The organism is Neisseria sp. HMSC065C04 (assembly GCF_001815375.1).
Taxonomy (GTDB): Bacteria; Pseudomonadota; Gammaproteobacteria; order Burkholderiales; family Neisseriaceae; genus Neisseria; species Neisseria flavescens_D.
Map to the genome: position 1 here is coordinate 202,716 of NZ_KV820381.1, position 21,336 is coordinate 224,051.

The window sequence follows — 21,336 nt, forward strand, 5'->3', positions numbered from 1 at the left end:
AAAATAATACGGATTCAGATATCGAATACGTCGAAATCACCAACCACTTTCGACGCGGGAAATATTGTTTGTGTCTGTTGCTCCAGCATCAGGCGTTGCTCTTTTTCGGTATAACGTGCGCTGATGTGGGTCAGGTAAAGTTGTTTCACATTGGCTTGCAAAGCCAGCTTGGCGGCATTGGATACGGTTGATTGGAACACTCGTTCCGCTGTCTCTTCATCGCCTGCCGCAAAGGTTGCTTCATGCACCAAAACGTCTGTGTTTTGTGCGGCGTGCGCTGCCTGCGGATAGGCTTTGGTATCATCGAAGATGGCTACTATCTATCTTTTTTGGGCGGGGAGAGGTCAATGATCCTACCGTCGTCCAATGTTACGGTCTCGCCTTTTTTCAGACGGCCTTTCCGCCGCAACCGCCACTACCGCAGGAATGCGTGTGTTTGGGTTTCAAATCTTCGGCACTTGGTGTTCTAGACGCGCCGGCTTTTTCGAGGCGGTCGAGATAGTTTTGCCAAAGCGCGTCTTGATTGTGCGCTAGTCGGTAGAGATAGTCCCAATCGTAAAGGCCGCTGTCGTGGCCGTCTGAAAAAGTAATTTTCAATGCGTATTGGCCGACGGGGTCCAAATCGGTAATGCTGACTTCGGCTTTGCCTGTTTGCAAAACATCTTGGCCGGCACCGTGTCCGCGCACTTCCGCACTGGGCGAGTACACGCGCAGATATTCGGCAGGAAGGCTCTTGGCACCGTCAACATAGACCAAAGTCAGTACGCGCCGCTCTTGCTGGAGGCGGATTTCTTGTGGAATTTTATCGGCTTGGGTCATGTCATGCTCCGTTCTTTTTACGCAAATAGGCAACGCGTACAGAAAAAATACCGCCAAGTACGGCAAACAGCACGATTGCGTAGAGTGAAAGCCGTATCAGGCTTACTTGCGTGCCCGCCGTCAGCCCCAAAGGCAGCAACATGACGGCAACGAACAGTAAAAACGCGACCAACATGGCGGCAATGCTGGCAAAGGCATAGCGGGTATTGGCTGCTGTTTGCGGATGTTTGGTCATATTGGATAGCTTGCCATAGGGGGGTGAGGCGGTATTTTATCAGCTTTTTGGTGCTTCATGCCGTCTGAAAACGGCTTTATTTCCATAAATAAAGTGTAATGGCGCGCCTGTCTTCGCCTTCGGGCATTAAGCGGATGCTGCTGCCTTTGCTTCCGTTGACACGGATAATAATACCGCCGGCCTGTCGTTCGATAATGTCGATTTGGGTGTCGCGGTTCATGCGGTAGTTGTAGCGTTCGCATTGCTTCAAGCACCAAAAATCCTGCCAATGGATAAAATATTTTTGTCCGGATTCGATGGCCAGCGTTTCACCGCCTTTGACGATGAAGTAAGGATAATCGGGTTTTTGCGTGCTGAATGTCCATTCGGCCGTTTTGTCTTTTCCGTTTTGACGGTATTCGAACACGGCTCGGTAGTCGGTGTCGTATTCCAATGGTTGTAAAGGAAACAGCGCAAATTGACGTTCGGTCAGGAGGCGGTTCGGGTCATTATCTTTATCTAAGATTTTGACGTCTCTGATTTCTTTTGTGTCCTGATACAGTTTGAACGAACGCATTTTGACCGGAGGCGATTGTTCTGAGAAGGCGATGCTGATCGGATTGCCGGTCATTTCATAATGCGGCATAGGGTCGGGACGTTCGCCGTGGAAAACCGGCGAAGCGAAGTTGCCTTGCGGATAGGTGATGTAAGGCTGGGTTTTGCGGTTGGAAATTTCATCCGCATAAACAATGGCATGACCATGACAGGCATCTTGATAAAACGAACGGCTGAGGTCGGATAGGGGGCGGTTTTTTTGGCAGAGGCTGTTGAATCTGCTGTCGCCTTGATTGATGCTTAACGCGATTTGTTTGCCTTGTGATTCAAACGACGCTCCGGCCTCGTCGATATTTTGATCGAGTAAGGAGAGACGGTGGTAAATCGCCGTCATTAGATTGTCCAGCTGATGTTGGGCAGGCAGATGGTCGTTGATTTTTTCGTTTGGCGGGTGCTGGCCGGTGCTGACGTTTTCGTGCACGCCTTTATAGGCATAACCGGCTTTGCGCGTGCGGTCTGATGGGCGTGGGCCTGTATAAAAGGGATTGCGCGTATTATGTTCGTCATGTCCGTCGTCAGGGTTTTGCAGCAGATAGCGGGCATGATTGCGTGCGGCGCGTTCGAGTGTGGCTGAGTGCGCCAGTACGGGCAGATTGGCTGAGGAGCGGAGGAAATTTAAATACGCCAAGGCGTCAAAATCGGCAACGGCAGTACGATTTTGCGGCGGTCGGGCGTAAATGAGCTGGTCTTCGGAATAGCGATGGGTTTCGTAGTATTGGAATATGCCGAGGGCGACGGCAAAACCACCCAGCCAGTAAAGAATGTGTTTCATTATATGTACTGCGTTCAGACGGCCTTGAGTATGTAGATGTTTCCCCTTGAAACTCATGCCGTTAAATGATTATTTTGATAGCGGCTTGACTTGGAATGCTTCAGGATGGGATTTGAAATATTCGACAGCGATAAATCCTCCGCCAATAATAATCAAGAGGGCAATGGCCATGCCGATCATCGCTAAAATGAATTTGTCCATATGTGTCCGTTTGAATGAAGGCCGTCTGAAACACTTGAAAGCGTTCAGACGGCCTTAAAGTCAGGTTAATTAACGTTCGATTTGCGATACGTCGCGTACTGCGCCTTTGTCGGCGGAAGTCGCCATTGCGCCGTAGACACGCAGGGCTGCGGAGACGTAGCGGTCGCGGTTTTCCGGTTTCCACGCTTTGCTGCCGCGTGCTTCCATTTCGGCGCGGCGTGCGGCAAGCTCTTCATCGGAAATGACAAGGTGGATGCTGCGGTTTGGAATGTCGATTTCGATGGTGTCGCCTTCGTGTACCAAACCGATTGCGCCGCCTTCTGCCGCTTCAGGCGAAGCGTGACCGATGGACAGGCCGGAAGTACCGCCGGAGAAGCGTCCGTCGGTCAGCAGGGCGCAGGCTTTGCCCAAACCTTTGGATTTCAGGTAGGAAGTCGGGTACAGCATTTCTTGCATGCCCGGGCCGCCTTTAGGGCCTTCGTAGCGGATGATGACGATATCGCCTGCCACGATTTGGTTGCCCAAAATGCCTTCTACTGCGTCTTCTTGGCTTTCAAAAACGCGGGCGCGACCGGTAAATTTGAGGATGCTCTCGTCCACGCCTGCGGTTTTCACTACGCAACCGCGCTCGGCGATATTGCCGAACAATACTGCCAAGCCGCCGTCTTGCGAGTAGGCATGTTTAACATCGCGGATACAGCCTTTTTCGCGGTCGAGGTCGAGGGTTTTCCACATACGGTTTTGCGAGAACGCCTGAGTAGTGCGCACGCCACCTGGAGCCGCTTTGAAACGCTCGATGGCATGGGTGTTTTCAGGGTTGGTCACATCCCATTTTTCAATTGCGTCTTTCAGGGTCGGCGCGTGGATGGTGTACACGTCGGTGTGCAGTTTGCCGGCTTTGTCCAATTCTTTCAGGATGGCGAAGATGCCGCCTGCGCGATGCACGTCTTCCATATAGTAGTCGTGATTGTTTGGCGCGGTTTTGCAGATGCAAGGCACAACACGGCTCAGGCGGTCGATGTCTGCCATTTTGAAATCGACACCGGCTTCGTTGGCAACGGCCAACAGGTGCAAAATGGTATTGGTAGAGCCGCCCATGGCGATGTCCATGGTCATGGCGTTTTCAAACGCTTTTTTGGTGGCAATGCTGCGTGGCAATACGGTTTCGTCGTCTTGCTCGTAATAGCGTTTGGTGATTTCGACAATCATGCGGCCGGCTTCGAGGAACAATTCTTTGCGGCCTGCGTGGGTAGCCAGATAAGAACCGTTGCCCGGCAGGGAAAGGCCGAGTGCTTCGGTCAGGCAGTTCATGGAGTTGGCGGTAAACATGCCGGAGCAGGAGCCGCAAGTCGGGCAGGCGTTTTGTTCGACTTCTTCGACTTGTTTGTCGCTGATATTGTCGTCAGCCGATTCGATCATGGCATCAATCAAGTCCAAGCGGCGTTCGGGTTGAATGTTTGCAACTCCGATAACTTTACCTGCTTCCATCGGGCCGCCGGAAACGAAGATGGTCGGAATGTTCAGGCGCATGGCGGCAATCAGCATGCCCGGGGTGATTTTGTCGCAGTTGGAAATGCACACCAGCGCGTCGGCGCAGTGGGCGTTGACCATGTATTCGATGGAGTCAGCAATCAGGTCGCGGCTAGGCAGGGAGTAGAGCATACCGCTGTGGCCCATGGCGATACCGTCGTCAATGGCGATGGTGTTGAATTCTTTGGCAATGCCGCCGGCTTTTTCGATTTCACGGGCAACCAGTTGGCCCATGTTGTGCAGGTGCACATGGCCTGGGACGAATTGTGTGAAGGAGTTGGCAATGGCGATAATCGGTTTGCCGAAGTCGGTTTCCATGACGCCGGTCGCACGCCACAATGCGCGCGCGCCTGCCATATTGCGGCCGTGGGTAGAGGTTTTGGAGCGGTATTCAGGCATTTTTGTTCCTTTGTTTTATGCTGAGGCCGTCTGAAATAGGCTGGTTAATTGGCGGCCCGTTGTAGAAATAACTCGGTATTTTATACCAATTACGAGCGATGAAGCACGCTATTTTGTAATAAAACTAAACTGTATTTACTTCACCTGAATTTGCTGCTCATTCTTTCAGACGGCCTGAAGTTTTCTTAAGATGAAACGTTGTCTTTCTCAGTTGCAAAAGATGTTGGCATCAAAAAGTGATATGATAGGGAACTTCTCACATTTCTAAGGATAAGACAATGAAAAAAATCATGTTTGCATTGTGTTCTGCCATGTTGGCTTCTGCTGCGTCTGCCGCTGTTTATAAAGTGGACGAATTTCATGCCAATGCCCGCTTTGCCATCGACCATTTCAACACCAGCACCAACGTCGGCGGTATTTATGGTTTGACCGGCAATTTGGAATTTGATCGTGCCAAACGCCAAGGCTCAATCGATATCGTATTGCCTTTGTCCAAACTGCAAACCGGTTCAGATCGCTTTACTCAACATTTGAAATCTGCCGATATTTTCAATGCAGACAAATACCCTGAAATCCGTTTTGTATCCACCAAATTCAATTTCAACGGCAAAAAATTGCTGTCTGTTGACGGCAACCTGACCATGAACGGCAAAACTGCGCCGGTAAAACTCAAAGCCGACAAATTCAACTGCTACCAAAGCCCGATGTTAAAAGCAGAAGTATGCGGCGGCGACTTCAGCACCACCATCGACCGTACCAAATGGGGCTTGGATTATTTAGTGAGTGCCGGTATGAGCAAAAAAGTAAACATCAATATCCAAATCGAAGCAGCCAAACAATAATCCTGCTTGATTTCAAAATAAAGGCCGTCTAAACAGGTAAGGCAGAAATCGTTGATTTCGTTTATCCCTGTTCAGACGGCCTGATGATTAAAGACGTTTAGGATTCGTTATTTTTATCGGCTTTGGCTGCCCAATAAGTTGCCAGAAGCGAGCCGGAGATATTGTGCCACACGCTGAACAATGCGCTGGGAACGGCAACGACCGGCGCGGCGGCAAAGTGTGCGGCGGCAAGCGCGGCGCCTAAGCCTGAGTTTTGCATACCGACTTCGATGGCCAGCGTTTTTTGTGCATCATAAGGCAGGCCGGTCCATTTGGCGGCAAAGAAGCCGAGCAGATAGCCGATACCGTTGTGGAGTACGACAACCGCGAAAATCAGCAGGCCGCTTTCAATAATCTTGCCTTTGCTGGCACCGACAACCGCGCCGATAATCAGCACGATGGCGGCAACGGAAACCAGCGGCAGCGCGTCGGTCAGTTTTTCAGTTTTGTTGCCCAAGACTTTATGGACAATCAAGCCCAAAACGATGGGGAACAAAACCATTTTGACGATGGACATCAACATACTGCCCGCTTGGATTTCCAGCATTTCACCGGCAAGCATCAGGAAGATGACGGGGGTCAGCAATGGAGAAATCAGAGTAGAAACCGATGTAACGGCAACCGACAAAGCCACATTGCCACGCGCCAGATAAGTCATTACATTGGAAGCCGTACCGCCCGGGCAGCAGCCGACCAAAATCACACCGACTGCGATTTCGGCAGGCAGGTTCAACAGCTTGGCCAGCAGATAGGCGGTTGCCGGCATGATGGCGAATTGTGCAATCACGCCGATGATGACGGCTTTGGGGCGTTTGAACAAAATGTCGAAGTCGGAAGGTTTGAGCGTCAAGCCCATGCCGAACATGATGATGCCTAGAAGCCAAGGAATGTAAGGGCTGACCCATTTGAAGGTATCGGGTGCGAAAAAAGCGATACCGGCAAAGAGCGCCGCCCAAAGGGAAAATGTTTTTCCAATAAAGTTGCTGATTTTATTGAGGATACTCATGATAATATGTTGTGAAGTTGTTTTTAAGGGAAGTCAAGGATACACGCCTTAACCTTAATTTGCAAAATGACTTAAAAATAAACCAGGCCGTCTGAAAATAGAGATTGATTTTCAGACGGCCTGCAATTTGTATTTATGATATAGACAGTATTATTCTTTTGATAAAATATTGCGCAGCCATCGGGCGGCAGGTGCGATTTCTCCGGCAAGCATACCGGTTTCGATTTGGCTGCTGTGTTTGATGACATCGGCTGCCGCTCCGTGCAGCCATACGCCTGCGCAGGCGGCTTGGAATACCGGAATGCCTTGTGCCAGCAGGCTGCCGATAATGCCGCTCAAGACATCGCCGCTGCCTGCGGTGGCCAAACCGGCATTGCCGCTGGTGTTGGTATAGACTATGCCGTCTGCTGTGGCCACTAATGTATGATGGCCTTTCAATACGACGGTCGCGCCATATTTACGGCTGATTTCGGTTACGGTTTTTTGCCTGTCGGCTTGAACTGATTGGGTATCGGTACCGAGCAGGTGGGCGGCTTCAGCCGGATGAGGTGTCAGGACGATATGTTTGTACGATTTGAGGCGTTCGGCCAATTCAGAAGAACGGGCGAGCAGTGTCAAAGCATCTGCATCGAGCAATAAAGGCTGGTCATGGTGTGTCGACAGGATTTGGAGCAGCAGCTGCTCTGATAATCCGTCCAAGCCAAAGCCACAACCGATTACCCGCGCGCTGACATCGTTGCGTTCCATTAGTTGGGTCGCAGTGGCGAGCATAATTTCAGGGCGTTCGGGAATAATGGCAAAAGGCAGCATGGTTTGGTTGAAGCCTGCCCAAACCTTGCCGCATCCTTGATACATGGCGGCTGTGGCTGCCAAAACCACCGCACCGCTCATTCCCGTTGCGCCGCCGATAATGGCAAGCGTGCCGTATGTGCCTTTGTGCGATTCTTGTGCGCGGGGGCGGAATACGTCGGGAAATGCTAAGGCCGTCTGAAAAGCTTGAAGCGATTCGGGAAGCGTGTAGATGGGCTGCATGGCGTAACCTTCCAAGATAAGAAATTTAATTTTAAATCAGAAAGTAAAAGGTAATGAAGCAAAAAATAAAAGTTTGGGATGCACCTACGCGCCTGTTCCATTGGCTCTTGGTGTTATTGATGGGATTCATGTGGTACAGCGCAACCCAAGGTGGCGATATGCTGGTATGGCACTTGCGCGGCGGCTTGTTGATGCTGGCGTTGGTGGTTTTCCGCTTGTGCTGGGGGATTTGGGGCAGCGATACGGTAAAATTCAGCCAATTTGTGCGCCCGTTTTCCGAAATCCGCCGCTACACGCAAGGCCAAATGTCTGAAGACGAATTGGTCGGCCATAATCCCTTGGGCGCGCTGATGGTCATCGCTTTATTGGCCGCCTTGGTTTTTCAGACGGCCACAGGCTTATTTGCCGCCGATGAAAATACGTTTACCAATTCCGGCTTTTTGAATCATTTGGTCAGCGAACATGCTGGTATGCTGGCGCGAAAAATCCATGTCAATTTCTTTAATGTTTTGGCTGCTTTGGCGGGCGTACATATTGCGGCTGTTTTGCTGTATCGTTTTGTGAAAAAACAGGATTTGATTATGCCGATGATTAACGGCTTTAAAACCATCGATGCCAAGCAGCCTAAATTGGCCGGAATGGGACAACTGCTTGCCGCTTTGGTGGTGGCGATTGGGTTAGTGTGCGCAGTATGGATGTTGCGCGGCTGATGTTTTAAGTTGGACACCCAAAAACCAACCGACCCCGATAGCTGCAATGGCTGTTGGGGTCGGTTGCTTTTTAGGGTTTAAAAGATGATGTTCAGACGGCCTTAACGCAGCGCAGGATGCTGTGGCCTCGGCCGATGCCGTCTGAAATTTCCGCTACTTTCAATCCGGCTTTTTCAACGCAACGGATCAGGTCTTCAGAGTGGAAGATTTTGCTATTGCCGTTGGCCATGGCAGTGAAATACAGGCTGGTCATGGTCAGGCAGTAGGCGGCGGTTTCGTAGCGTTGTCTGTCCCAGAAAGGCTCCATGATGTAGAGGCTGGTGTTTTCGCTCATAGATGCAGCGGCGCGTTGAAGAATGCTGGTGGCTTGTTCTTCGGTAAAACAGTCTAGGAATTGGCTCATCCAAATTGCGTCAAAACCGGTCGGGAACGGAATTTCAGGATCAAGCAGGTTGGCCGGATGAGCGTGGATACGGTCCGCGCCGTTTTTGCCTTTGGTCGCCTCACGCATTAAGCCGATTTGTTGTGGCAGATCCATGATGGTGACTTCGACTTCGGCATTGTGGTTGACGCATTGCTCTGCCCAGCGGCCGGTATTGCCGCCGACATCGAGCAGTTTTTTAACCGGTTTGGCGAACACTGTGTTGAGTGCTTCGGCGAAGGAGTTGTCGGAATAATAATGGTCGAATGCAAACCATTTTTCTTGCGCGATGCTTGGCAATGAAGACAAGCCTTCGTAAATGGTCGGCCAGTCGCCGAATACTTTCAGGCCTTCAGGCTTGCCGGTTTGCAGGGTTTTTTCCAAATCAAACATGCCTTGGTAGCAGATTTCTTGTGTGAAATCCATGTTGACGCGGGCCATTTTATCTTTGAGGACAAACCAACCGGCCTTGCTGATGAAATAGCGGTTGTCGCGAGTCAAGACAGTGCCGATAGACAGCGAGGCTTCCAGCAGGACTTGTGCCGCGTAGTTGCTGATTTTCGCTTTTTCGGCGATTTCGGCTTGAGTGAGGCCGTCTGGATGGTCGTTCAGCAGGTCCAGAATGCCAAATTTCACTATCAGGCGGGAAACTTGGAACACAATCGGTGCAAAAGCGATTTCTTGAGCTAGACGTTGAGCCTCGCCTGCGGACTGGTGTTCGTGGGAATAGCGTTGTTCTAGGGCAGGGAAGAGTTGCATATTGTTGGTTTTCCACTAAAAAGTTAATAAGTATATTCAGACGGCCTCAAACACAATCCGTCCTGATGCACACGGATGCTCTCCGTTGTTGATTTTAAAGCTCAGTTTATTTTTACCTTCATCGTATTTCAGCTCCACCGACACTTCATCGTGAGGACGGATAAACTGCTGATATTTTAGATTTTCGATGCGGATGATACGCTGTTTACTCCATGGCTTGGGCGCGATCAGATTGCGCACCCATTGCAGCTCGACCACGCCGGGAACAAGCGGGAAGGTGGCAAAATGGCCGCCGAAATAAACCAAATCCAAAGGCACGCGCCCGATAAAAGTTTCGATATTGGTTTCATCGTCAGATGATGTTTTTGACCAAACGGGCGATGTCTGGGCGACGGTAAAGGCCGTCTGAAAATCCGCCGCGGCGATTTTGGCTTGGGCATTGCGTGGCAGGCTGTCAGTAAAACGCCAGTAACGCGGCAGGGCGATGGTGTCCTGCGTGGCAGCCAGATGGCGTTTGAGCGTATCGGCAACCGCAGCGCGGCCTTTCTCGCGCAAGGCGGCGATACCGTCTGCGTTCAATGCTGCCCATATGGCAATGCGTTGGTGTTGCGGATGGCGGCCGCAGTGGGCGTCGGCAATCCAAGGGTGTTGTAAAAGTTCGTGTTCGATTTGGGTCAGCGACACGCGTTTGTCCTCAAATTTAATAATGCGGTCTTGGCGACCGAGTAACAGAAAACCGTCATCTTGAGGTTCGATCAAATCGGCTGTTTGACGGCGTTCGGGAGACCAAGGTGAAGAAGCCCAAAGTGCGCCTTCTTCGTTTTGCCCGATTTCCACGCCTTTGAAAGGCTGCCATTCTTGGCGTTCGCAACGTGAGGCAATCACGCCGGTTTCGGTACTACCATAAACTTCAAACGGGCGGACGGCAGCCTGTTGCAGCAAATCCGCCGTGGCTGCGGGCAATGCGCCGCCGGCCGAGACAATGCCTGCAATTTTATGGCCGATACTTTGCCAGTTGCGGTTTTCACCCATGCGGTTGAGTACGGCCGGACTGGCAATCCAAACCACTTTATCATGTGCGGCTGTGCTAGAAAGCAGGTTTTCCGGATAAACCGCCTGCTGTCGTTCCATAGTCCAACCCATTGTCAGCGCGAGTGCGAAGCGGAACGTAAAGCCGTAAAGGTGTTGCGGAATCACGCTGCCGATCACGGTTTCACCGTATTGTCCAAATGGCAGCGTATTTGCCAAAGTCAGGGCTTCTGCCTGCATTTGCGCGGCGGTTTTCACAATAATCTGCGCTTCGCCGCTGGAGCCCGACGTTTTCAGCCATGCTTCGGCATGGTCGGGAATCAGATGGTTTTCAGGATAGGTGTGCAGCCCTTCCGATTCTGTTTTAGCTAATATATCAGGCAAGCGCCAGATGTTCAGGCCGTCTGAAAATAGCTTTTTATCTGTTGAATCTGTTAAAAACGCTTCTGCCGTTTTGCCCCACTCCAAATTGTCTTGCGCCAAATTGGGCAACAATAGAACCTTTCCGCCAGAATGCCACACTGCCAACACGGCACAGGCAAACAGCGCGGCATCGTCAAACCACAACGCGGCTGTTTGCACGCCTGCCTGCTTCAGACGGCCTGACAGATGGAAAACCGCACGGTTGAAATCAGCACGCGTCCAATTCGGATGGGTGGCGATAAGGTCGTGTTGGGGTAGGTTGGGAGATAGGATTTGGGTTAGGTGCATGGTTTGGTAATCGAAAAATGTATTAATGATTAAATTACGAAGAGTTTTTAGATTTAAGTTGCTTTAGTTCGGAGCGTAATTTTTCATTTTCATTAAACAGTCTATCATTTTCAGAGTTTGCATCTTGTTGGATGAGGTAAAGCTGTTCATCGTGTTTGTGCATCATCTCGTTATAATCAATTTGTGCTTGGTTTTGTATAACTGAAATTTTATCTTCTAATTCAGCTATCACATCGTTTAAATTCTCAATTTTTCTTTGATAGTCAGTATGAATACTTAATATTTCATTACTATGCATCTCGTTAATACGTTCTATCAGATTATTATGATCATTTGATAGGCTTTCAATTTTTCTCGATAAATCATTTATTTGATCCTCTTTGTCAAATAGTTGTTCTGCGTACCTCTGTTCCATCCGGTGATGATTGTCCTGTTCTTTAGTGTAGATATATGAAATCTCTTCACTTAAGGAATCTTTTTCTTGATTTAACTGTTCAATTTTCTTTTTGTAATTGTGATGAATATTTTCTATCTCATTATTATGAATTCTATCAAGTTCATTTATCTGATTATTAAAATCCTCTTGGGATTTACTAATCTTATCTAGTAAATCTAATATTTGATTATCTTTGGAAAGTATTTGCTCATCCTTTTTACGCAGTTTTTCATCAAGGATTTTGTCGTTAGCATTTCTATTTTGTAAATCTCTATATTCTTGTTCTTCCTTTTCTATTTTGATATTCCTTTTTCTTTTTGCAGTTTCTAATTCAGCAAAGATATCAAAATGTTCTTTTTTTATACTGGAAAGCAATTTATCAACATGAAGCTGTATATAAGGAAATATAATTGTGTAGATACCAGCTATGATTATAGAAAAGAAAATAGCTAGCCAGAAGGGATGGGTGCTAAAATTTTTTTCAATCAAATTAATTTCTTCATCTATTGTTTTAATTCTATCTTCAATTTTTGTTGTGGAAAGTAGAAAGATGCTGATTGGTTTCCAATAAATCCATATCTTAAATACCAAGAAAGCAATTAAAAATGTAATAAATGTAGGAAGTTTTATTTTTTCCTCTTGCGCTTTTAAGAAATTTGATAGTAAATTTTTTATAGTTTCCATAATGGGGGTACGAATATTGTAATTTTTAAAATCAAGATAATTAGTTATTGGTATGGATTGCAATCATCATCTTTGTAATGGAAGGTAAGGCAGAAACATGTACATGATGTTTTCCAGCCGACCTACACCTTCAAAACCCATTTCCGATAAATCCACTCTCCGGCAAATAAGATTCCCATTAGTACATACGACACAATGCCGGTATAAGCCGCCCACCAGTCGTAATATTGCAAGCCTGCCAGAATGGCTGCGGTTGCGCCGTTGAAGATAAAGAAGGCGCACCAGATTTGCGTAACTCGTCGAGTGTGGCGCACGCCTTCAGGCGGCAGGTCGGGGTGTTGCAGTCGGGCGAGGCGTTCGATGACGGTTTGTTTGGCAAATAGGCTGCCACCGAAAACGGCAAGCATCAGCGCATTGACGGCGACGGGATACCAATACATCGAGTCAGGCCGTCTGAAAACCAGTACCGCCGCAAAAAAAGCAGCAAGGATAATCGCCGTAATGCGTTGGTCTGTGGTTTGCGGCATGGCGGCGCGTATCAGCCATAACACACACATGGCCGTGGCAAGCCAGAAAAATGCGCCGTTTTCCCTGCCGTAATACCATAGGAGCGGATAGGCGAGGCTGGCAAGGGTCAGTAGGAGTTTTCCTAGTATTTTCATGGTTGCGATTGATTTTCAGACGGCCTTGCGGATTGACAAGGCCGTCTGAAAATATGCTGATTCGAAGCGGAATCAGGAATCTTGTTGTACTTTCAAAACCGCTTGAACCACGTCTTCTACGGTACGCACATTGCGGAAGTCTTCGGCTTGCAGTTTGCGGCCGGTTTCGCGTTTGATGTGGTCGATAAGGTCGATGGCGTCGATACTGTCGATTTCCAAATCTTCGTAGAGGTTGGTTTCGGGTTTGATGCGTTCCGGTTCGATTTCAAACAGGTTAACCAGTGCATCAGTCAGCAGGGTGCGTACTTCTTGTTCGGTCATCTTGTCTCTCCCTTATGCTTGGCGGCTCTTGACGAACTCAGCCAGAGTTTTGACGTTGGCGAAGTTTTCGCGCAGGTTGTCGTTTTCACCGTCGAGCTGGAAGCCGAAGGTTTTTTGTACGGCCAAACCAAGTTCCAATGCATCAACCGAATCCAGACCCAGGCCGTCGTCGCCGAAAAGCGGATCTTCGCTGCCGATGTCGGCAACGGTAATGTCTTCCAGACCTAAGCTGTCGATGATTAATTGTTTGATTTGGTTTTCTAAATTGCTCATGTGGTTTTCCTTGTAAAATAGTCTTGCAGGTATTCGTTTAAACGCCTTGCGGCGATGGGCAGGGGTTTTTCTGCCAGCCATTCTTCCGGCAGGATGTCGTCACCGACGGTAATTTCATAATGAATTTTTTGTGGCGGGATTTTGTACCACGGCTGCCCCTTTTTAAAATTGGGCGGCGTCATCTTGATGCACACGGGCGTGATGACTGATGCGCTGCGCAAACCGAGTGATACGGCGCCGCGGTGCATTTTAACCTGTCCGTCCCAACCTGTGCGCGTGCCCTCGGGGAAAATCAGCAAACTTTGTCCGCTTTTGAACACGGCATCGATTTCTTCCAGCATTTCCATGCTTTCATCGTTGGGGATGTAGCCGGAAGCGATAATCTGGCTTTTCATGCTGGGGTTGTGCAACAGGTCTCTTTTAACCAGTACGTTTGGCTCGGAATAGTGGCTGATCAGCAAGACGACATCCAAAAGCGAGGGATGGTTGGCAAGAATGAGCTGGCCGGGTCTGCCGAGTTTTTCCAAGCCGTTGAAACGGACGCTCAATACGCCTGACCATTGCAGGTAGCCGACGAAGAAACGCCAAACTTTGCCTATCATGCGTCTTGCTTCAAGTTGGCGTTTGATGTCGCCTTTGGTCGATTTGAGTGTATAGGGCAAAAGTGCGATTTTGAACAATACGCCTGCAACGCCGAAGAGGATGAAGCCGAAGAGTGTGGCAAAAAAGCGACGGAAATAGTCTAAAGTCTTCATGCGTTTTTCTGCCAGTGCCAGTTTCTACCGGCATAGTGTTGCGTATGTTGTCGGCCGTCTGAAAGCAGGAAGCGTACCCACTCCAAGCTGCTCCAATAGGGCTCGACTGTTGTATCGTTAGGGTTTTCAGACAGCCTTGCGGCTGTGGTTTCCAAGCTTAAGGTATAGTCTTCGCCTTTTGTGATGACCAGTGCCAATGCATAGGCAAACGGCGCACGTGTAGCCAAGACGGGATAGTCTTCGGACAACGGATCATCGGCGACAATCACTAAAACAGATGGCGCGCCGTCTTGTAAAAGCGCGAATGCCTCGGTCAGCGCGGTTTCAAAGGAGTCGGCGGCAACGGCCAACGCGGTATGCTCGCTCATGTCTTTGCACAACATCGACCATTGCCCAATCGTCGCGTTGTGGACGGACAGGCCGAATGAGGTCGGCGAGACGGTATGCGTGTTCAAAAGCTCTTGCCACAATTCAAAGCTGCGGTTGCTTTCGCCGTCGTGCGAAACGTACACCGGTACGCTTTCAGGATATTGGTCGGCCAGATTCCATGCGGCATCACAAACCAAGCGCGCCGCTTTTCCCAAGCGGCGGCGTTGCATAGGCGGCAAAAAGGAGAGCGCGGGTTTGCACTCTGGCAGGGAGGCGGTATCGAGTTTTCCCTGCGCCCAGTCCTGCCATTGCTCCGGCGTACTGATTTTGCTGGAGGAGGCCTGCCATGCGGCGATATTGAAGCTGAAACGGCAAACGTTTTGAGGCATGATGTCTTTCAATGTTTTACATTTTCATACATTGTAATGAAATGGGTTAGTAAAAGCTAGGCTCTGTTATAATGCATATTGTAACGTAATTTATTCCCGGATGACATTTTATGCCTTCAATACCGAGTGCCCCGATTTATGATGTGGCTTCGCTGCTTCCGCACAGCGGACATATGGTGCTAATCGATTGTGTGAAAGAATTTGGCGATGACTATACGGTTTGCCGTGCGCCGGTTGGCGACAAGCATATTTTGCTGCAGGACGGTGTGTTACCGTCTATGGCTTATATGGAATTGATGGCGCAGGGCATAGGCGCGTTTGCAGGCATTGAGGCTTTAAAGGCCGGAGAGCCTGTACGCTTGGGTTTTTTATTGGGAACGCGCAAGCTGGATTTGTTTGCCGATTCCGTGCCTGTCGGTACTGAGCTGGAAGTTAGGGCGCATGTGTCCATTCAGGATTTGGGCGGCATGGGCGTATTTGATTGCGAGTTGCTCTGGACGGATGCGCCGGAAGATGTGAAGCATCTGTTGCCGCCGGACGGTTTGCTGGCAAAAGCCTCTTTAAATGTGTACAGTCCGAAAGACGGTCAAGTCATTTAAACCGTTTACAAGGCCGTCTGAAAAGACAAAGATTCAGACGGCCTGTCGATATAGTGAGAAAACGTATGAGTGAAACTATTTTAATTACAGGGTCTAATCGCGGTATCGGCAAAGCCGTCGCGCTTGGTTTGGCGCAGGACGGCTTTGATATTGTCGTCCACTGCCGCAGCCGCCGCGATGAAGCGGAAGCCGTTGCAGAAGAAATCCGTACATTGGGTAGAAATGCGCGCGTGTTGCAGTTTGACGTGTCCGACCGCGAAGCCTGCCGAGAAATTTTGACTGCCGACATTGAGGCAAACGGCACATATTACGGCGTGGTGCTGAATGCCGGCCTGACGCGAGACAATGCGTTTCCTGCATTTACAGATGATGATTGGGACTTGGTGCTGCGTACCAATTTGGACGGTTTTTATAATGTGTTACACCCTTTGACCATGCCGATGATCCGCCGCCGTAAAGCAGGACGGATTGTGTGCATGGCGTCGGTGTCCGGTTTGACGGGCAACCGCGGTCAAGTCAATTACAGCGCGTCCAAAGCGGGCTTAATCGGCGCGGCAAAAGCGTTGGCGGTTGAGTTGGCAAAACGTAAAATTACCGTCAACTGCGTGGCACCGGGCCTTATCGATACCGATATTATCGATGAGAACGTACCTGTCGAAGAAATTTTAAAGGCCGTCCCTGCCGCGCGTATGGGATTGCCCGAGGAAGTGGCGCATGCGGTGCGCTTTTTGATGGATGAAAAAGCGGCGTACATTACGCGCCAAGTGATTGCTGTGAACGGAGGTTTGTGTTGAATACTAGAAGAGTCGTTGTAACAGGTATCGGCGGTATTACCGCCTTCGGCCGTGATTGGCAAAGTATTCAGACGGCCTTTAAAGCCGAAAAAAACGCGGTCAAATACATGGACTGGAGCGGACGCTTTCCTGAATTGGAAGCGCAACTGGGTGCGCCGATTGAAGGCTATTCTCCTCCCGAACACTGGACGCGCAAGCAGCTTAGAAGCATGGGTCGCGTATCGCATTTGTGTGTCGATGCGGCGGAGCAAGCCTTGGCGGATGCGGGTTTGCTGGGTGATGAAAGCATTACAGACGGCCGTATGGGCGTGGCGTGCGGTTCGTCTGTCGGCAGCACCAAAGACATCGGCGATATGGGCGAACTTTTGATAACAGGCACATCGCGCAATTTCAACGCCAATACTTATGTGCGTATGATGCCGCATACGACTGCCGCCAATATCGGCATTTTCTTCGGCTTGAAAGGCCGCATTATTCCAACTTCGAGCGCGTGTTCTTCCGGCAGCCAAGGCATTGGTTATGCCTACGAAGCGATTAAATACGGCCTGATTGATATGATGCTGGCTGGCGGCGGCGAAGAGTTTTGTCCGTCCGAAGTTTATGTTTTCGATTCGCTTTATGCCGCCAGCCGCCGCAACAGTGAACCTGAGCTGACGCCGCGCCCTTACGACAACGCTCGAGATGGATTGGTCATCGGCGAAGGCGCAGGCATTTTTGTATTGGAAGAATTGGAACACGCCCGTGCGCGCGGTGCGAAAATCTATGCCGAGCTTGTCGGCTATGGTGCCAATAGTGACGGCAGCCACGTTACTCAACCGCAAAAAGAGACCATGCAAAAATGTATGGAGCTTGCGCTGAAAGACGCCAGTATTACGCCTGACAAAGTCGGCTATGTCAGCGGCCACGGTACGGCGACTGAAAAAGGCGATATTGCCGAAACATTGGCGACTGAAGCGGTGTTTGGTTTTGTGCCGATGAGTTCGCAAAAAAGCTATCTCGGCCATACGCTCGGCGCATGCGGCGCATTGGAAGCCTGGTTTACCATCGAAATGATGAACAATGGCTGGTTTGCGCCGACCGTCAATTTGGAAAACATCGATCCGCGTTGCGGCAAGGTAGATTACATTCTAACAGACGGACGTGAGATTCAAACTGATTATGTGGTCAGCAATAACTTTGCTTTTGGCGGCGTCAATACTTCGCTGGTGTTCAAACGTTGGCAAGAATAATTATTACTTGATTTCATGATTAAAGGCCGTCTGAAACTTATCTTGAGTTTCAGACGGCCTTTATTTTATTAAGAGCTTGAGTCGCTTTTGGATTTTATTCGTTTGTTTTCTTCTGATTCAAATCCACCAGCCTTGTTCCGGCCAAGAAGTCGTAGAGGAACTGGCGGTCGGGATGGAACAGGGCAAAGCCCCATGGCAGGATGAGCCAAATGAGCGCGGCGCCGAATGCGCCTTTAGGAGGGATATTGAGCAGATGGCGCAATCCGGCGTAGGCAAACAGGGGAATGAAAACAATAAAAATGCTGGCCCAAATAAAGCGCAGGCGCAGCTGCGGCAGGGGCGGCTGGGTATCGTTTTTATCGGCTAAGCCGATTTTCCATGTCTGCATGGCAAGGGTTTGGCCTTTTTTGTGCCAGTTGGCGCGGAAGTAGAGCCACCATGCATAGAACAAAATCAGACAGGTTGCCAGCATGGACAGGCGCGTGGAAACGGGATTGAGAAAGATGGCGACAATACCGGCTGCAAGGGCAGCAATGCTGGTCACGGCGCCGGTCAGCAGAAGTTCGTAAACCAGTGCGGCGAGGCGGCGTTTGAGAGGGGCGGTAGGAAGACGGGTCATAATGCGATGGAAACGGAAATGGGTTTGATGGAAATAAAAACAGGCCGTCTGAAACGGGATAGGATGTTCAGACGGCCTGTTACTGTCGGGATTAGCGATGTGGACGTTTTTGACCGCGTGCCTGTTGGGCAGCCATTTGGTTCATTTCCTGACGGGTCGGACGTTTTTTGAAGATGGCGTGCGCTTCGTCAACGGAACATTTTTGCGACAGGCAAACCAAGGTAATCGCGTCTTTTTGATGTTGGCCGCCGCTGTGGTACATACGGCGCAGGTTGGCTTCGTTGATACGGCCTTTTTCCGGATCGATGTCGAATTTTTTCAGGCGCTCGAGGAATTGGCGTTGCTGACGGCGTGAAGTCCAAACGAAACCGCCTGCGGCAGCGGCCACGATGATGACGGCCAACAGGATGGCCAGTGGCCATGAATCGACGATCAGAACGATGATGAGGCTTAATACGGCAGTGGTCAGCAGGGCCAGACCGCCGATGCGAAGTTTGGTTTTATTATCCATATGGTTGGTGTTTCCTTGTTTTTTGCTGGAAGAGGCCGTCTGAAATGCGAGGTTCAGACGGCCTGAATTTGAGTTTACGCTATTTTACAGTATTTTCTGTTTTTGGGGCGTATTGCGTGCAAGTTTCTTGACGCGTGGCAACGGTTTCAAGCGGCCAGCGAAGTAACGAGTTGTTTGAACTCGGTCCATGCATCGCCTTCTTCCGCGCCTTTGATGATGCGGTCGATTTTAGCGCAGGTTTTGAGCGCGTCGAGCAGGCGGTTGATGGAAATGCGTTTGGCCGCCATCGGTGCAAGGGTCTGCTTGTCGCCCCATAAGCGCAGGCTGTTGCGCAGGCTTTGGATGTTTTGGCCTTGCTTGAGTGCGGCAGTGAGGCGGATTAGGGTACGGATGTCTTCGGCAACCGCCCACAACAGCAAAACCGGCTCTTCGCCTTCTTCTTCCAAACCGTCCAGCAAACGGGAAACGCGCAGGGCATCGCCTTTCATCCATGCGCCTGCCAGTTGGAATACGTCGAAGCGGGCGACGGTGGCAACTGCGGCCTCTGCGTCGGCAATATTGATCAAATGGCCTTGGGGATGGAGCAGGGCGAGTTTTTCGATTTCCTGACGGGCGGCCAAAAGATTGCCTTCGACGCGCTCGGCAAAAAGGGCGAGTGCTTCAGGTTCGATATCCAAACCCTGCTGTTTCAGACGGCCCTGTATCCATTGCGGCAAAGCATGTGGCGCAACGGCTTTGGCTTCTAGGACGATGCCTTTTCCTGCCAATGCGGAAAACCATTTGGACTGGATTTGCGCTTTTTCAAGCTTGGGTAGGAGGATGAGCGTAACCGTATCTTCGGGCAGGCGTTCGGCGAAGGTTTGCAGGGCATCGCCTCCGTTTTTGCCGGGTTTGCCGTTGGGGATATGGATTTCCAACAGTTTCAAATCGGCAAACAAACCTGCGCTGCCGGCACTTTGCAACAGCTCGTTCCAGTCAAAATTGTTTTCGGCAGTATAGACTTCGCGGTTGAGATAACCTTGTTTTTTTGCGGCTGCGCGCAGCGTATCCAAAGCCTCGATGCGCAACAAATCCTCTTCGCCGTGAATAATGTACAACGGTTGGAGCGGCGTATCGGGGCGCAGGCTCTCAATGGGCGCGGCAGCCATTATTGCGCTTTCAGGAAAGTCAGACGGCGGACGATTTGATCTGCGGCGTCGATGCGCATTTCAGACCAAATGGTTTCTTCCTCTTCCTGTTTGCCCAAAACTTCGCTGTCGGCGTAGTCCATGGTGCGGTGAACTTTAACTTCCATCGGTTCGCCAACCGGCTCGCCGTTGCGGAAGGCTTGGACTTTGACGGTCATGGCCAGCAGGTATTCGTTGATTGCGGCGGCGCGGGTGATGGTGTAGATGTCGCGGCGTTTTTGAAAGTCGACAACGCGCAGGGTGATTTGTGATTCGGCTTCGCTAACTGGATGACCGTCGGCACGGCGTAAGGCATTTTCCAGCGCTTTTTGCATGACGGCTCCGCCTTCTACATGCCAGTTTTGATAAGGCAGTGGCTGAGAAGTCACGCCTGTGCCTTTCAGGTGGAAACCGCAAGAGGCAAGCAATAGGGCGAGTGCAGGCAATAGGATTTTTTTCATTGGATATTCCTTCGTTGAAACCGGTTACGGTATCGTCGGATTATAACGAATAATGTTTAGGCCGTCTGAAACCGTAAACGGAAAGTATTTCAGACGGCCTTGTCTTTGATGGTGCAAATCTTATTTTTCCAACCAAATCAGGCTGACCATGCGGCCGGTTTGTCCGTCGCGGCGGTAGGAGAAGAAAGTATCGCGTTCCAAGACGGTGCAATGGGTGCCGCCATAAATCATGTTCACGCCTTCGCGGTGCAGAACCATGCGCGCCAAAGCGTAAATGTCGGCAAGGTATTTGCCGCCGCCGATGTCTTCAAACGCATCGGCAGCTTCCGGCATAGGTGTGCAAAACGCATCAAATACATCCTGTCCCACCTCAAACGCATCAGGGCCGATGGCAGGCGCGAGATAGGCCATGATTTCCAACGGCTCGACATTCATTGCTGCAATGGTATTTTGCAAAATGCCGCCGGCCAAACCGCGCCAGCCTGCATGAGCCGCCGCAACCACCGTCCCTGCTTTGTCGCAAAACAAGACAGGCAGGCAATCGGCAGTCATCGAAGCGCAGGCGACCGTACCCGTCGTATCCACCGAGGCATCGGCGTCGGGCGTATTGCCTAACGCTTCGGCGGCATTCACAACAATGGTGCTGTGGATTTGATTGAGGTAGGCAACGGGCAGGCCGACTTGTTCCTGTACAATTTCACGGTTGCGGAGCACGGCTTCCAGATTGTCGCTGACGTGTGAGCCGACATTCAGGCTGCGGTACACGCCTTCGCTGACACCGCCGTTGCGCGTGGTAATAAGCGTTTTAACATTGGCAGGGGCTGGCCAGTCGGCAGTCAAAAAGTTCTTGCCTTGCGGGGAGAGGTTTAGAGTTTCTGTGATGGTTTTCATAATCTTTGAATCGCTGAAATATTGGAACGGATTGATTTCAGACGGCCTGAAATAATATTTTAGGCCGTCTGAAAATAT

General features: G+C 50.3%; 26 protein-coding genes. 5 read left to right on the forward strand and 21 right to left on the reverse strand.

Features of this window, described 5'->3' with window-relative positions; translation table 11 throughout:
- Nucleotides 1-14: 14 nt before the first annotated feature.
- The 6 genes from HMPREF3022_RS01005 to ilvD all read right to left on the reverse strand — a co-directional run bounded on the left by HMPREF3022_RS01005 (nt 15) and on the right by ilvD (nt 4,550).
- Nucleotides 15-248: an MBL fold metallo-hydrolase gene (locus HMPREF3022_RS01005; protein ID WP_234395079.1), complete on the reverse strand. Its 234-nt coding sequence runs from the start codon at nt 246-248 to the stop codon at nt 15-17.
- Between the two features lie 139 nt (nt 249-387).
- Nucleotides 388-819 (reverse strand): gamma-butyrobetaine hydroxylase family protein, encoded by a 432-nt coding sequence (locus tag HMPREF3022_RS01010; protein WP_070504650.1) that lies wholly within the window; start codon nt 817-819, stop codon nt 388-390.
- Nucleotide 820: 1 nt separating this feature from the next.
- The gene (locus HMPREF3022_RS01015) at nt 821-1,054 is read right to left on the reverse strand and encodes a cytochrome b6 (protein ID WP_070504647.1); all 234 of its coding nucleotides are present in this window, start codon (nt 1,052-1,054) and stop codon (nt 821-823) included.
- Between the two features lie 76 nt (nt 1,055-1,130).
- Entirely contained in the window at nt 1,131-2,420 is a 1,290-nt protein-coding gene (locus tag HMPREF3022_RS01020; RefSeq protein ID WP_070765004.1) for a CAP domain-containing protein, read from the reverse strand.
- Nucleotides 2,421-2,489: 69 nt separating this feature from the next.
- The gene (locus HMPREF3022_RS11825; protein ID WP_256388404.1) at nt 2,490-2,621 is read right to left on the reverse strand and encodes a hypothetical protein; all 132 of its coding nucleotides are present in this window, start codon (nt 2,619-2,621) and stop codon (nt 2,490-2,492) included.
- A gap of 69 nt (nt 2,622-2,690) precedes the next feature.
- On the reverse strand, nt 2,691-4,550 hold the full coding sequence (gene ilvD, locus HMPREF3022_RS01025) for a dihydroxy-acid dehydratase (protein WP_049332524.1): 1,860 nt from the start codon (nt 4,548-4,550) through the stop codon (nt 2,691-2,693).
- A gap of 278 nt (nt 4,551-4,828) precedes the next feature.
- Here ilvD and HMPREF3022_RS01030 point away from each other — a divergent pair, with 278 nt between their 5' ends.
- The gene (locus HMPREF3022_RS01030; protein ID WP_049332526.1) at nt 4,829-5,392 is read left to right on the forward strand and encodes a YceI family protein; all 564 of its coding nucleotides are present in this window, start codon (nt 4,829-4,831) and stop codon (nt 5,390-5,392) included.
- A gap of 97 nt (nt 5,393-5,489) precedes the next feature.
- Here the strand turns inward: HMPREF3022_RS01030 and HMPREF3022_RS01035 are convergent, their stop codons facing one another.
- Nucleotides 5,490-6,437: a bile acid:sodium symporter family protein gene (locus tag HMPREF3022_RS01035; RefSeq protein WP_049332528.1), complete on the reverse strand. Its 948-nt coding sequence runs from the start codon at nt 6,435-6,437 to the stop codon at nt 5,490-5,492.
- A gap of 150 nt (nt 6,438-6,587) precedes the next feature.
- Nucleotides 6,588-7,469 (reverse strand): NAD(P)H-hydrate dehydratase, encoded by an 882-nt coding sequence (locus HMPREF3022_RS01040; protein ID WP_049332530.1) that lies wholly within the window; start codon nt 7,467-7,469, stop codon nt 6,588-6,590.
- 53 nt (nt 7,470-7,522) lie between these two features.
- Here HMPREF3022_RS01040 and HMPREF3022_RS01045 point away from each other — a divergent pair, with 53 nt between their 5' ends.
- Entirely contained in the window at nt 7,523-8,179 is a 657-nt protein-coding gene (locus HMPREF3022_RS01045; RefSeq protein ID WP_070765005.1) for a cytochrome b/b6 domain-containing protein, read from the forward strand.
- Between the two features lie 91 nt (nt 8,180-8,270).
- On the opposite strand, the gene HMPREF3022_RS01050 is transcribed toward HMPREF3022_RS01045, so the two are convergent.
- The 8 genes from HMPREF3022_RS01050 to HMPREF3022_RS01085 form a co-directional block, all read right to left on the reverse strand.
- On the reverse strand, nt 8,271-9,359 hold the full coding sequence (locus HMPREF3022_RS01050; RefSeq protein WP_070765006.1) for a FlxJ family methyltransferase: 1,089 nt from the start codon (nt 9,357-9,359) through the stop codon (nt 8,271-8,273).
- A 36-nt stretch (nt 9,360-9,395) separates the two neighbouring features.
- A complete protein-coding gene (locus HMPREF3022_RS01055; protein WP_070765007.1) occupies nt 9,396-11,099 on the reverse strand; it encodes an ApeI family dehydratase in 1,704 nt (567 codons plus the stop codon).
- Nucleotides 11,100-11,133: 34 nt separating this feature from the next.
- Entirely contained in the window at nt 11,134-12,282 is a 1,149-nt protein-coding gene (locus HMPREF3022_RS01060; RefSeq protein ID WP_070765008.1) for a hypothetical protein, read from the reverse strand.
- A 59-nt stretch (nt 12,283-12,341) separates the two neighbouring features.
- Nucleotides 12,342-12,881 (reverse strand): COG4648 family protein, encoded by a 540-nt coding sequence (locus HMPREF3022_RS01065; RefSeq protein WP_070765009.1) that lies wholly within the window; start codon nt 12,879-12,881, stop codon nt 12,342-12,344.
- 72 nt (nt 12,882-12,953) lie between these two features.
- Nucleotides 12,954-13,202: an acyl carrier protein gene (locus HMPREF3022_RS01070; RefSeq protein ID WP_003680823.1), complete on the reverse strand. Its 249-nt coding sequence runs from the start codon at nt 13,200-13,202 to the stop codon at nt 12,954-12,956.
- Between the two features lie 12 nt (nt 13,203-13,214).
- Entirely contained in the window at nt 13,215-13,475 is a 261-nt protein-coding gene (locus HMPREF3022_RS01075; protein ID WP_003680822.1) for a phosphopantetheine-binding protein, read from the reverse strand.
- Nucleotides 13,472-14,230, reverse strand: coding sequence for a lysophospholipid acyltransferase family protein (locus HMPREF3022_RS01080; RefSeq protein WP_070765010.1), 759 nt, complete (start codon nt 14,228-14,230; stop codon nt 13,472-13,474). The genes HMPREF3022_RS01075 and HMPREF3022_RS01080 overlap by 4 nt, the downstream gene beginning before the upstream one ends.
- Complete coding sequence (locus tag HMPREF3022_RS01085) at nt 14,227-14,988, reverse strand: beta-ketoacyl synthase chain length factor (RefSeq protein WP_070765011.1); 762 nt, start codon at nt 14,986-14,988, stop codon at nt 14,227-14,229. The genes HMPREF3022_RS01080 and HMPREF3022_RS01085 overlap by 4 nt, the downstream gene beginning before the upstream one ends.
- Before the next feature lie 110 nt (nt 14,989-15,098).
- Between HMPREF3022_RS01085 and HMPREF3022_RS01090 the strand changes: the two genes are divergently transcribed.
- From HMPREF3022_RS01090 to HMPREF3022_RS01100, 3 genes are all read left to right on the forward strand, one after another.
- The gene (locus tag HMPREF3022_RS01090; protein ID WP_141756470.1) at nt 15,099-15,587 is read left to right on the forward strand and encodes a hotdog family protein; all 489 of its coding nucleotides are present in this window, start codon (nt 15,099-15,101) and stop codon (nt 15,585-15,587) included.
- A 65-nt stretch (nt 15,588-15,652) separates the two neighbouring features.
- Entirely contained in the window at nt 15,653-16,381 is a 729-nt protein-coding gene (fabG, locus tag HMPREF3022_RS01095; protein ID WP_003680817.1) for a 3-oxoacyl-ACP reductase FabG, read from the forward strand.
- A complete protein-coding gene (locus HMPREF3022_RS01100) occupies nt 16,375-17,610 on the forward strand; it encodes a beta-ketoacyl-ACP synthase (RefSeq protein WP_070765013.1) in 1,236 nt (411 codons plus the stop codon). Before fabG ends, HMPREF3022_RS01100 begins: the two co-directional genes overlap by 7 nt.
- Before the next feature lie 94 nt (nt 17,611-17,704).
- On the opposite strand, the gene HMPREF3022_RS01105 is transcribed toward HMPREF3022_RS01100, so the two are convergent.
- The 5 genes from HMPREF3022_RS01105 to pgeF all read right to left on the reverse strand — a co-directional run bounded on the left by HMPREF3022_RS01105 (nt 17,705) and on the right by pgeF (nt 21,258).
- Nucleotides 17,705-18,229 carry an RDD family protein gene (locus HMPREF3022_RS01105; RefSeq protein WP_070765014.1) on the reverse strand — a complete coding sequence of 175 codons (525 nt, stop codon included), beginning with the start codon at nt 18,227-18,229 and terminating at the stop codon, nt 17,705-17,707.
- A gap of 91 nt (nt 18,230-18,320) precedes the next feature.
- The gene (locus HMPREF3022_RS01110; protein WP_003746427.1) at nt 18,321-18,740 is read right to left on the reverse strand and encodes a hypothetical protein; all 420 of its coding nucleotides are present in this window, start codon (nt 18,738-18,740) and stop codon (nt 18,321-18,323) included.
- A gap of 146 nt (nt 18,741-18,886) precedes the next feature.
- Complete coding sequence (gene holA, locus HMPREF3022_RS01115; protein ID WP_070765015.1) at nt 18,887-19,888, reverse strand: DNA polymerase III subunit delta; 1,002 nt, start codon at nt 19,886-19,888, stop codon at nt 18,887-18,889.
- Nucleotides 19,888-20,367, reverse strand: coding sequence for an LPS-assembly lipoprotein LptE (gene lptE, locus HMPREF3022_RS01120; protein WP_070765016.1), 480 nt, complete (start codon nt 20,365-20,367; stop codon nt 19,888-19,890). Before lptE ends, holA begins: the two co-directional genes overlap by 1 nt.
- A 120-nt stretch (nt 20,368-20,487) precedes the next feature.
- Nucleotides 20,488-21,258 carry a peptidoglycan editing factor PgeF gene (gene pgeF / locus HMPREF3022_RS01125; protein ID WP_070765017.1) on the reverse strand — a complete coding sequence of 257 codons (771 nt, stop codon included), beginning with the start codon at nt 21,256-21,258 and terminating at the stop codon, nt 20,488-20,490.
- Nucleotides 21,259-21,336: the final 78 nt, after the last annotated feature.

Coding starts and splice junctions, on each gene's coding strand:
- HMPREF3022_RS01045 (WP_070765005.1), top strand. CDS start 7,523: ATGAAGCAAAAAATAAAAGTTTGGGATGCACCTACGCGCCTGTTCCAT.
- pgeF (WP_070765017.1), bottom strand. CDS start 21,258: ATGAAAACCATCACAGAAACTCTAAACCTCTCCCCGCAAGGCAAGAAC.
- HMPREF3022_RS01040 (WP_049332530.1), bottom strand. CDS start 7,469: ATGCAGCCCATCTACACGCTTCCCGAATCGCTTCAAGCTTTTCAGACG.
- HMPREF3022_RS01105 (WP_070765014.1), bottom strand. CDS start 18,229: ATGACCCGTCTTCCTACCGCCCCTCTCAAACGCCGCCTCGCCGCACTG.
- HMPREF3022_RS01020 (WP_070765004.1), bottom strand. CDS start 2,420: ATGAAACACATTCTTTACTGGCTGGGTGGTTTTGCCGTCGCCCTCGGC.
- HMPREF3022_RS01030 (WP_049332526.1), top strand. CDS start 4,829: ATGAAAAAAATCATGTTTGCATTGTGTTCTGCCATGTTGGCTTCTGCT.
- HMPREF3022_RS01035 (WP_049332528.1), bottom strand. CDS start 6,437: ATGAGTATCCTCAATAAAATCAGCAACTTTATTGGAAAAACATTTTCC.
- lptE (WP_070765016.1), bottom strand. CDS start 20,367: ATGAAAAAAATCCTATTGCCTGCACTCGCCCTATTGCTTGCCTCTTGC.
- HMPREF3022_RS01065 (WP_070765009.1), bottom strand. CDS start 12,881: ATGAAAATACTAGGAAAACTCCTACTGACCCTTGCCAGCCTCGCCTAT.
- ilvD (WP_049332524.1), bottom strand. CDS start 4,550: ATGCCTGAATACCGCTCCAAAACCTCTACCCACGGCCGCAATATGGCA.
- holA (WP_070765015.1), bottom strand. CDS start 19,888: ATGGCTGCCGCGCCCATTGAGAGCCTGCGCCCCGATACGCCGCTCCAA.
- HMPREF3022_RS01075 (WP_003680822.1), bottom strand. CDS start 13,475: ATGAGCAATTTAGAAAACCAAATCAAACAATTAATCATCGACAGCTTA.
- HMPREF3022_RS01055 (WP_070765007.1), bottom strand. CDS start 11,099: ATGCACCTAACCCAAATCCTATCTCCCAACCTACCCCAACACGACCTT.
- HMPREF3022_RS01080 (WP_070765010.1), bottom strand. CDS start 14,230: ATGAAGACTTTAGACTATTTCCGTCGCTTTTTTGCCACACTCTTCGGC.
- HMPREF3022_RS11825 (WP_256388404.1), bottom strand. CDS start 2,621: ATGGACAAATTCATTTTAGCGATGATCGGCATGGCCATTGCCCTCTTG.
- fabG (WP_003680817.1), top strand. CDS start 15,653: ATGAGTGAAACTATTTTAATTACAGGGTCTAATCGCGGTATCGGCAAA.
- HMPREF3022_RS01085 (WP_070765011.1), bottom strand. CDS start 14,988: ATGCCTCAAAACGTTTGCCGTTTCAGCTTCAATATCGCCGCATGGCAG.
- HMPREF3022_RS01110 (WP_003746427.1), bottom strand. CDS start 18,740: ATGGATAATAAAACCAAACTTCGCATCGGCGGTCTGGCCCTGCTGACC.
- HMPREF3022_RS01050 (WP_070765006.1), bottom strand. CDS start 9,359: ATGCAACTCTTCCCTGCCCTAGAACAACGCTATTCCCACGAACACCAG.
- HMPREF3022_RS01070 (WP_003680823.1), bottom strand. CDS start 13,202: ATGACCGAACAAGAAGTACGCACCCTGCTGACTGATGCACTGGTTAAC.
- HMPREF3022_RS01090 (WP_141756470.1), top strand. CDS start 15,099: ATGCCTTCAATACCGAGTGCCCCGATTTATGATGTGGCTTCGCTGCTT.
- HMPREF3022_RS01010 (WP_070504650.1), bottom strand. CDS start 819: ATGACCCAAGCCGATAAAATTCCACAAGAAATCCGCCTCCAGCAAGAG.
- HMPREF3022_RS01015 (WP_070504647.1), bottom strand. CDS start 1,054: ATGACCAAACATCCGCAAACAGCAGCCAATACCCGCTATGCCTTTGCC.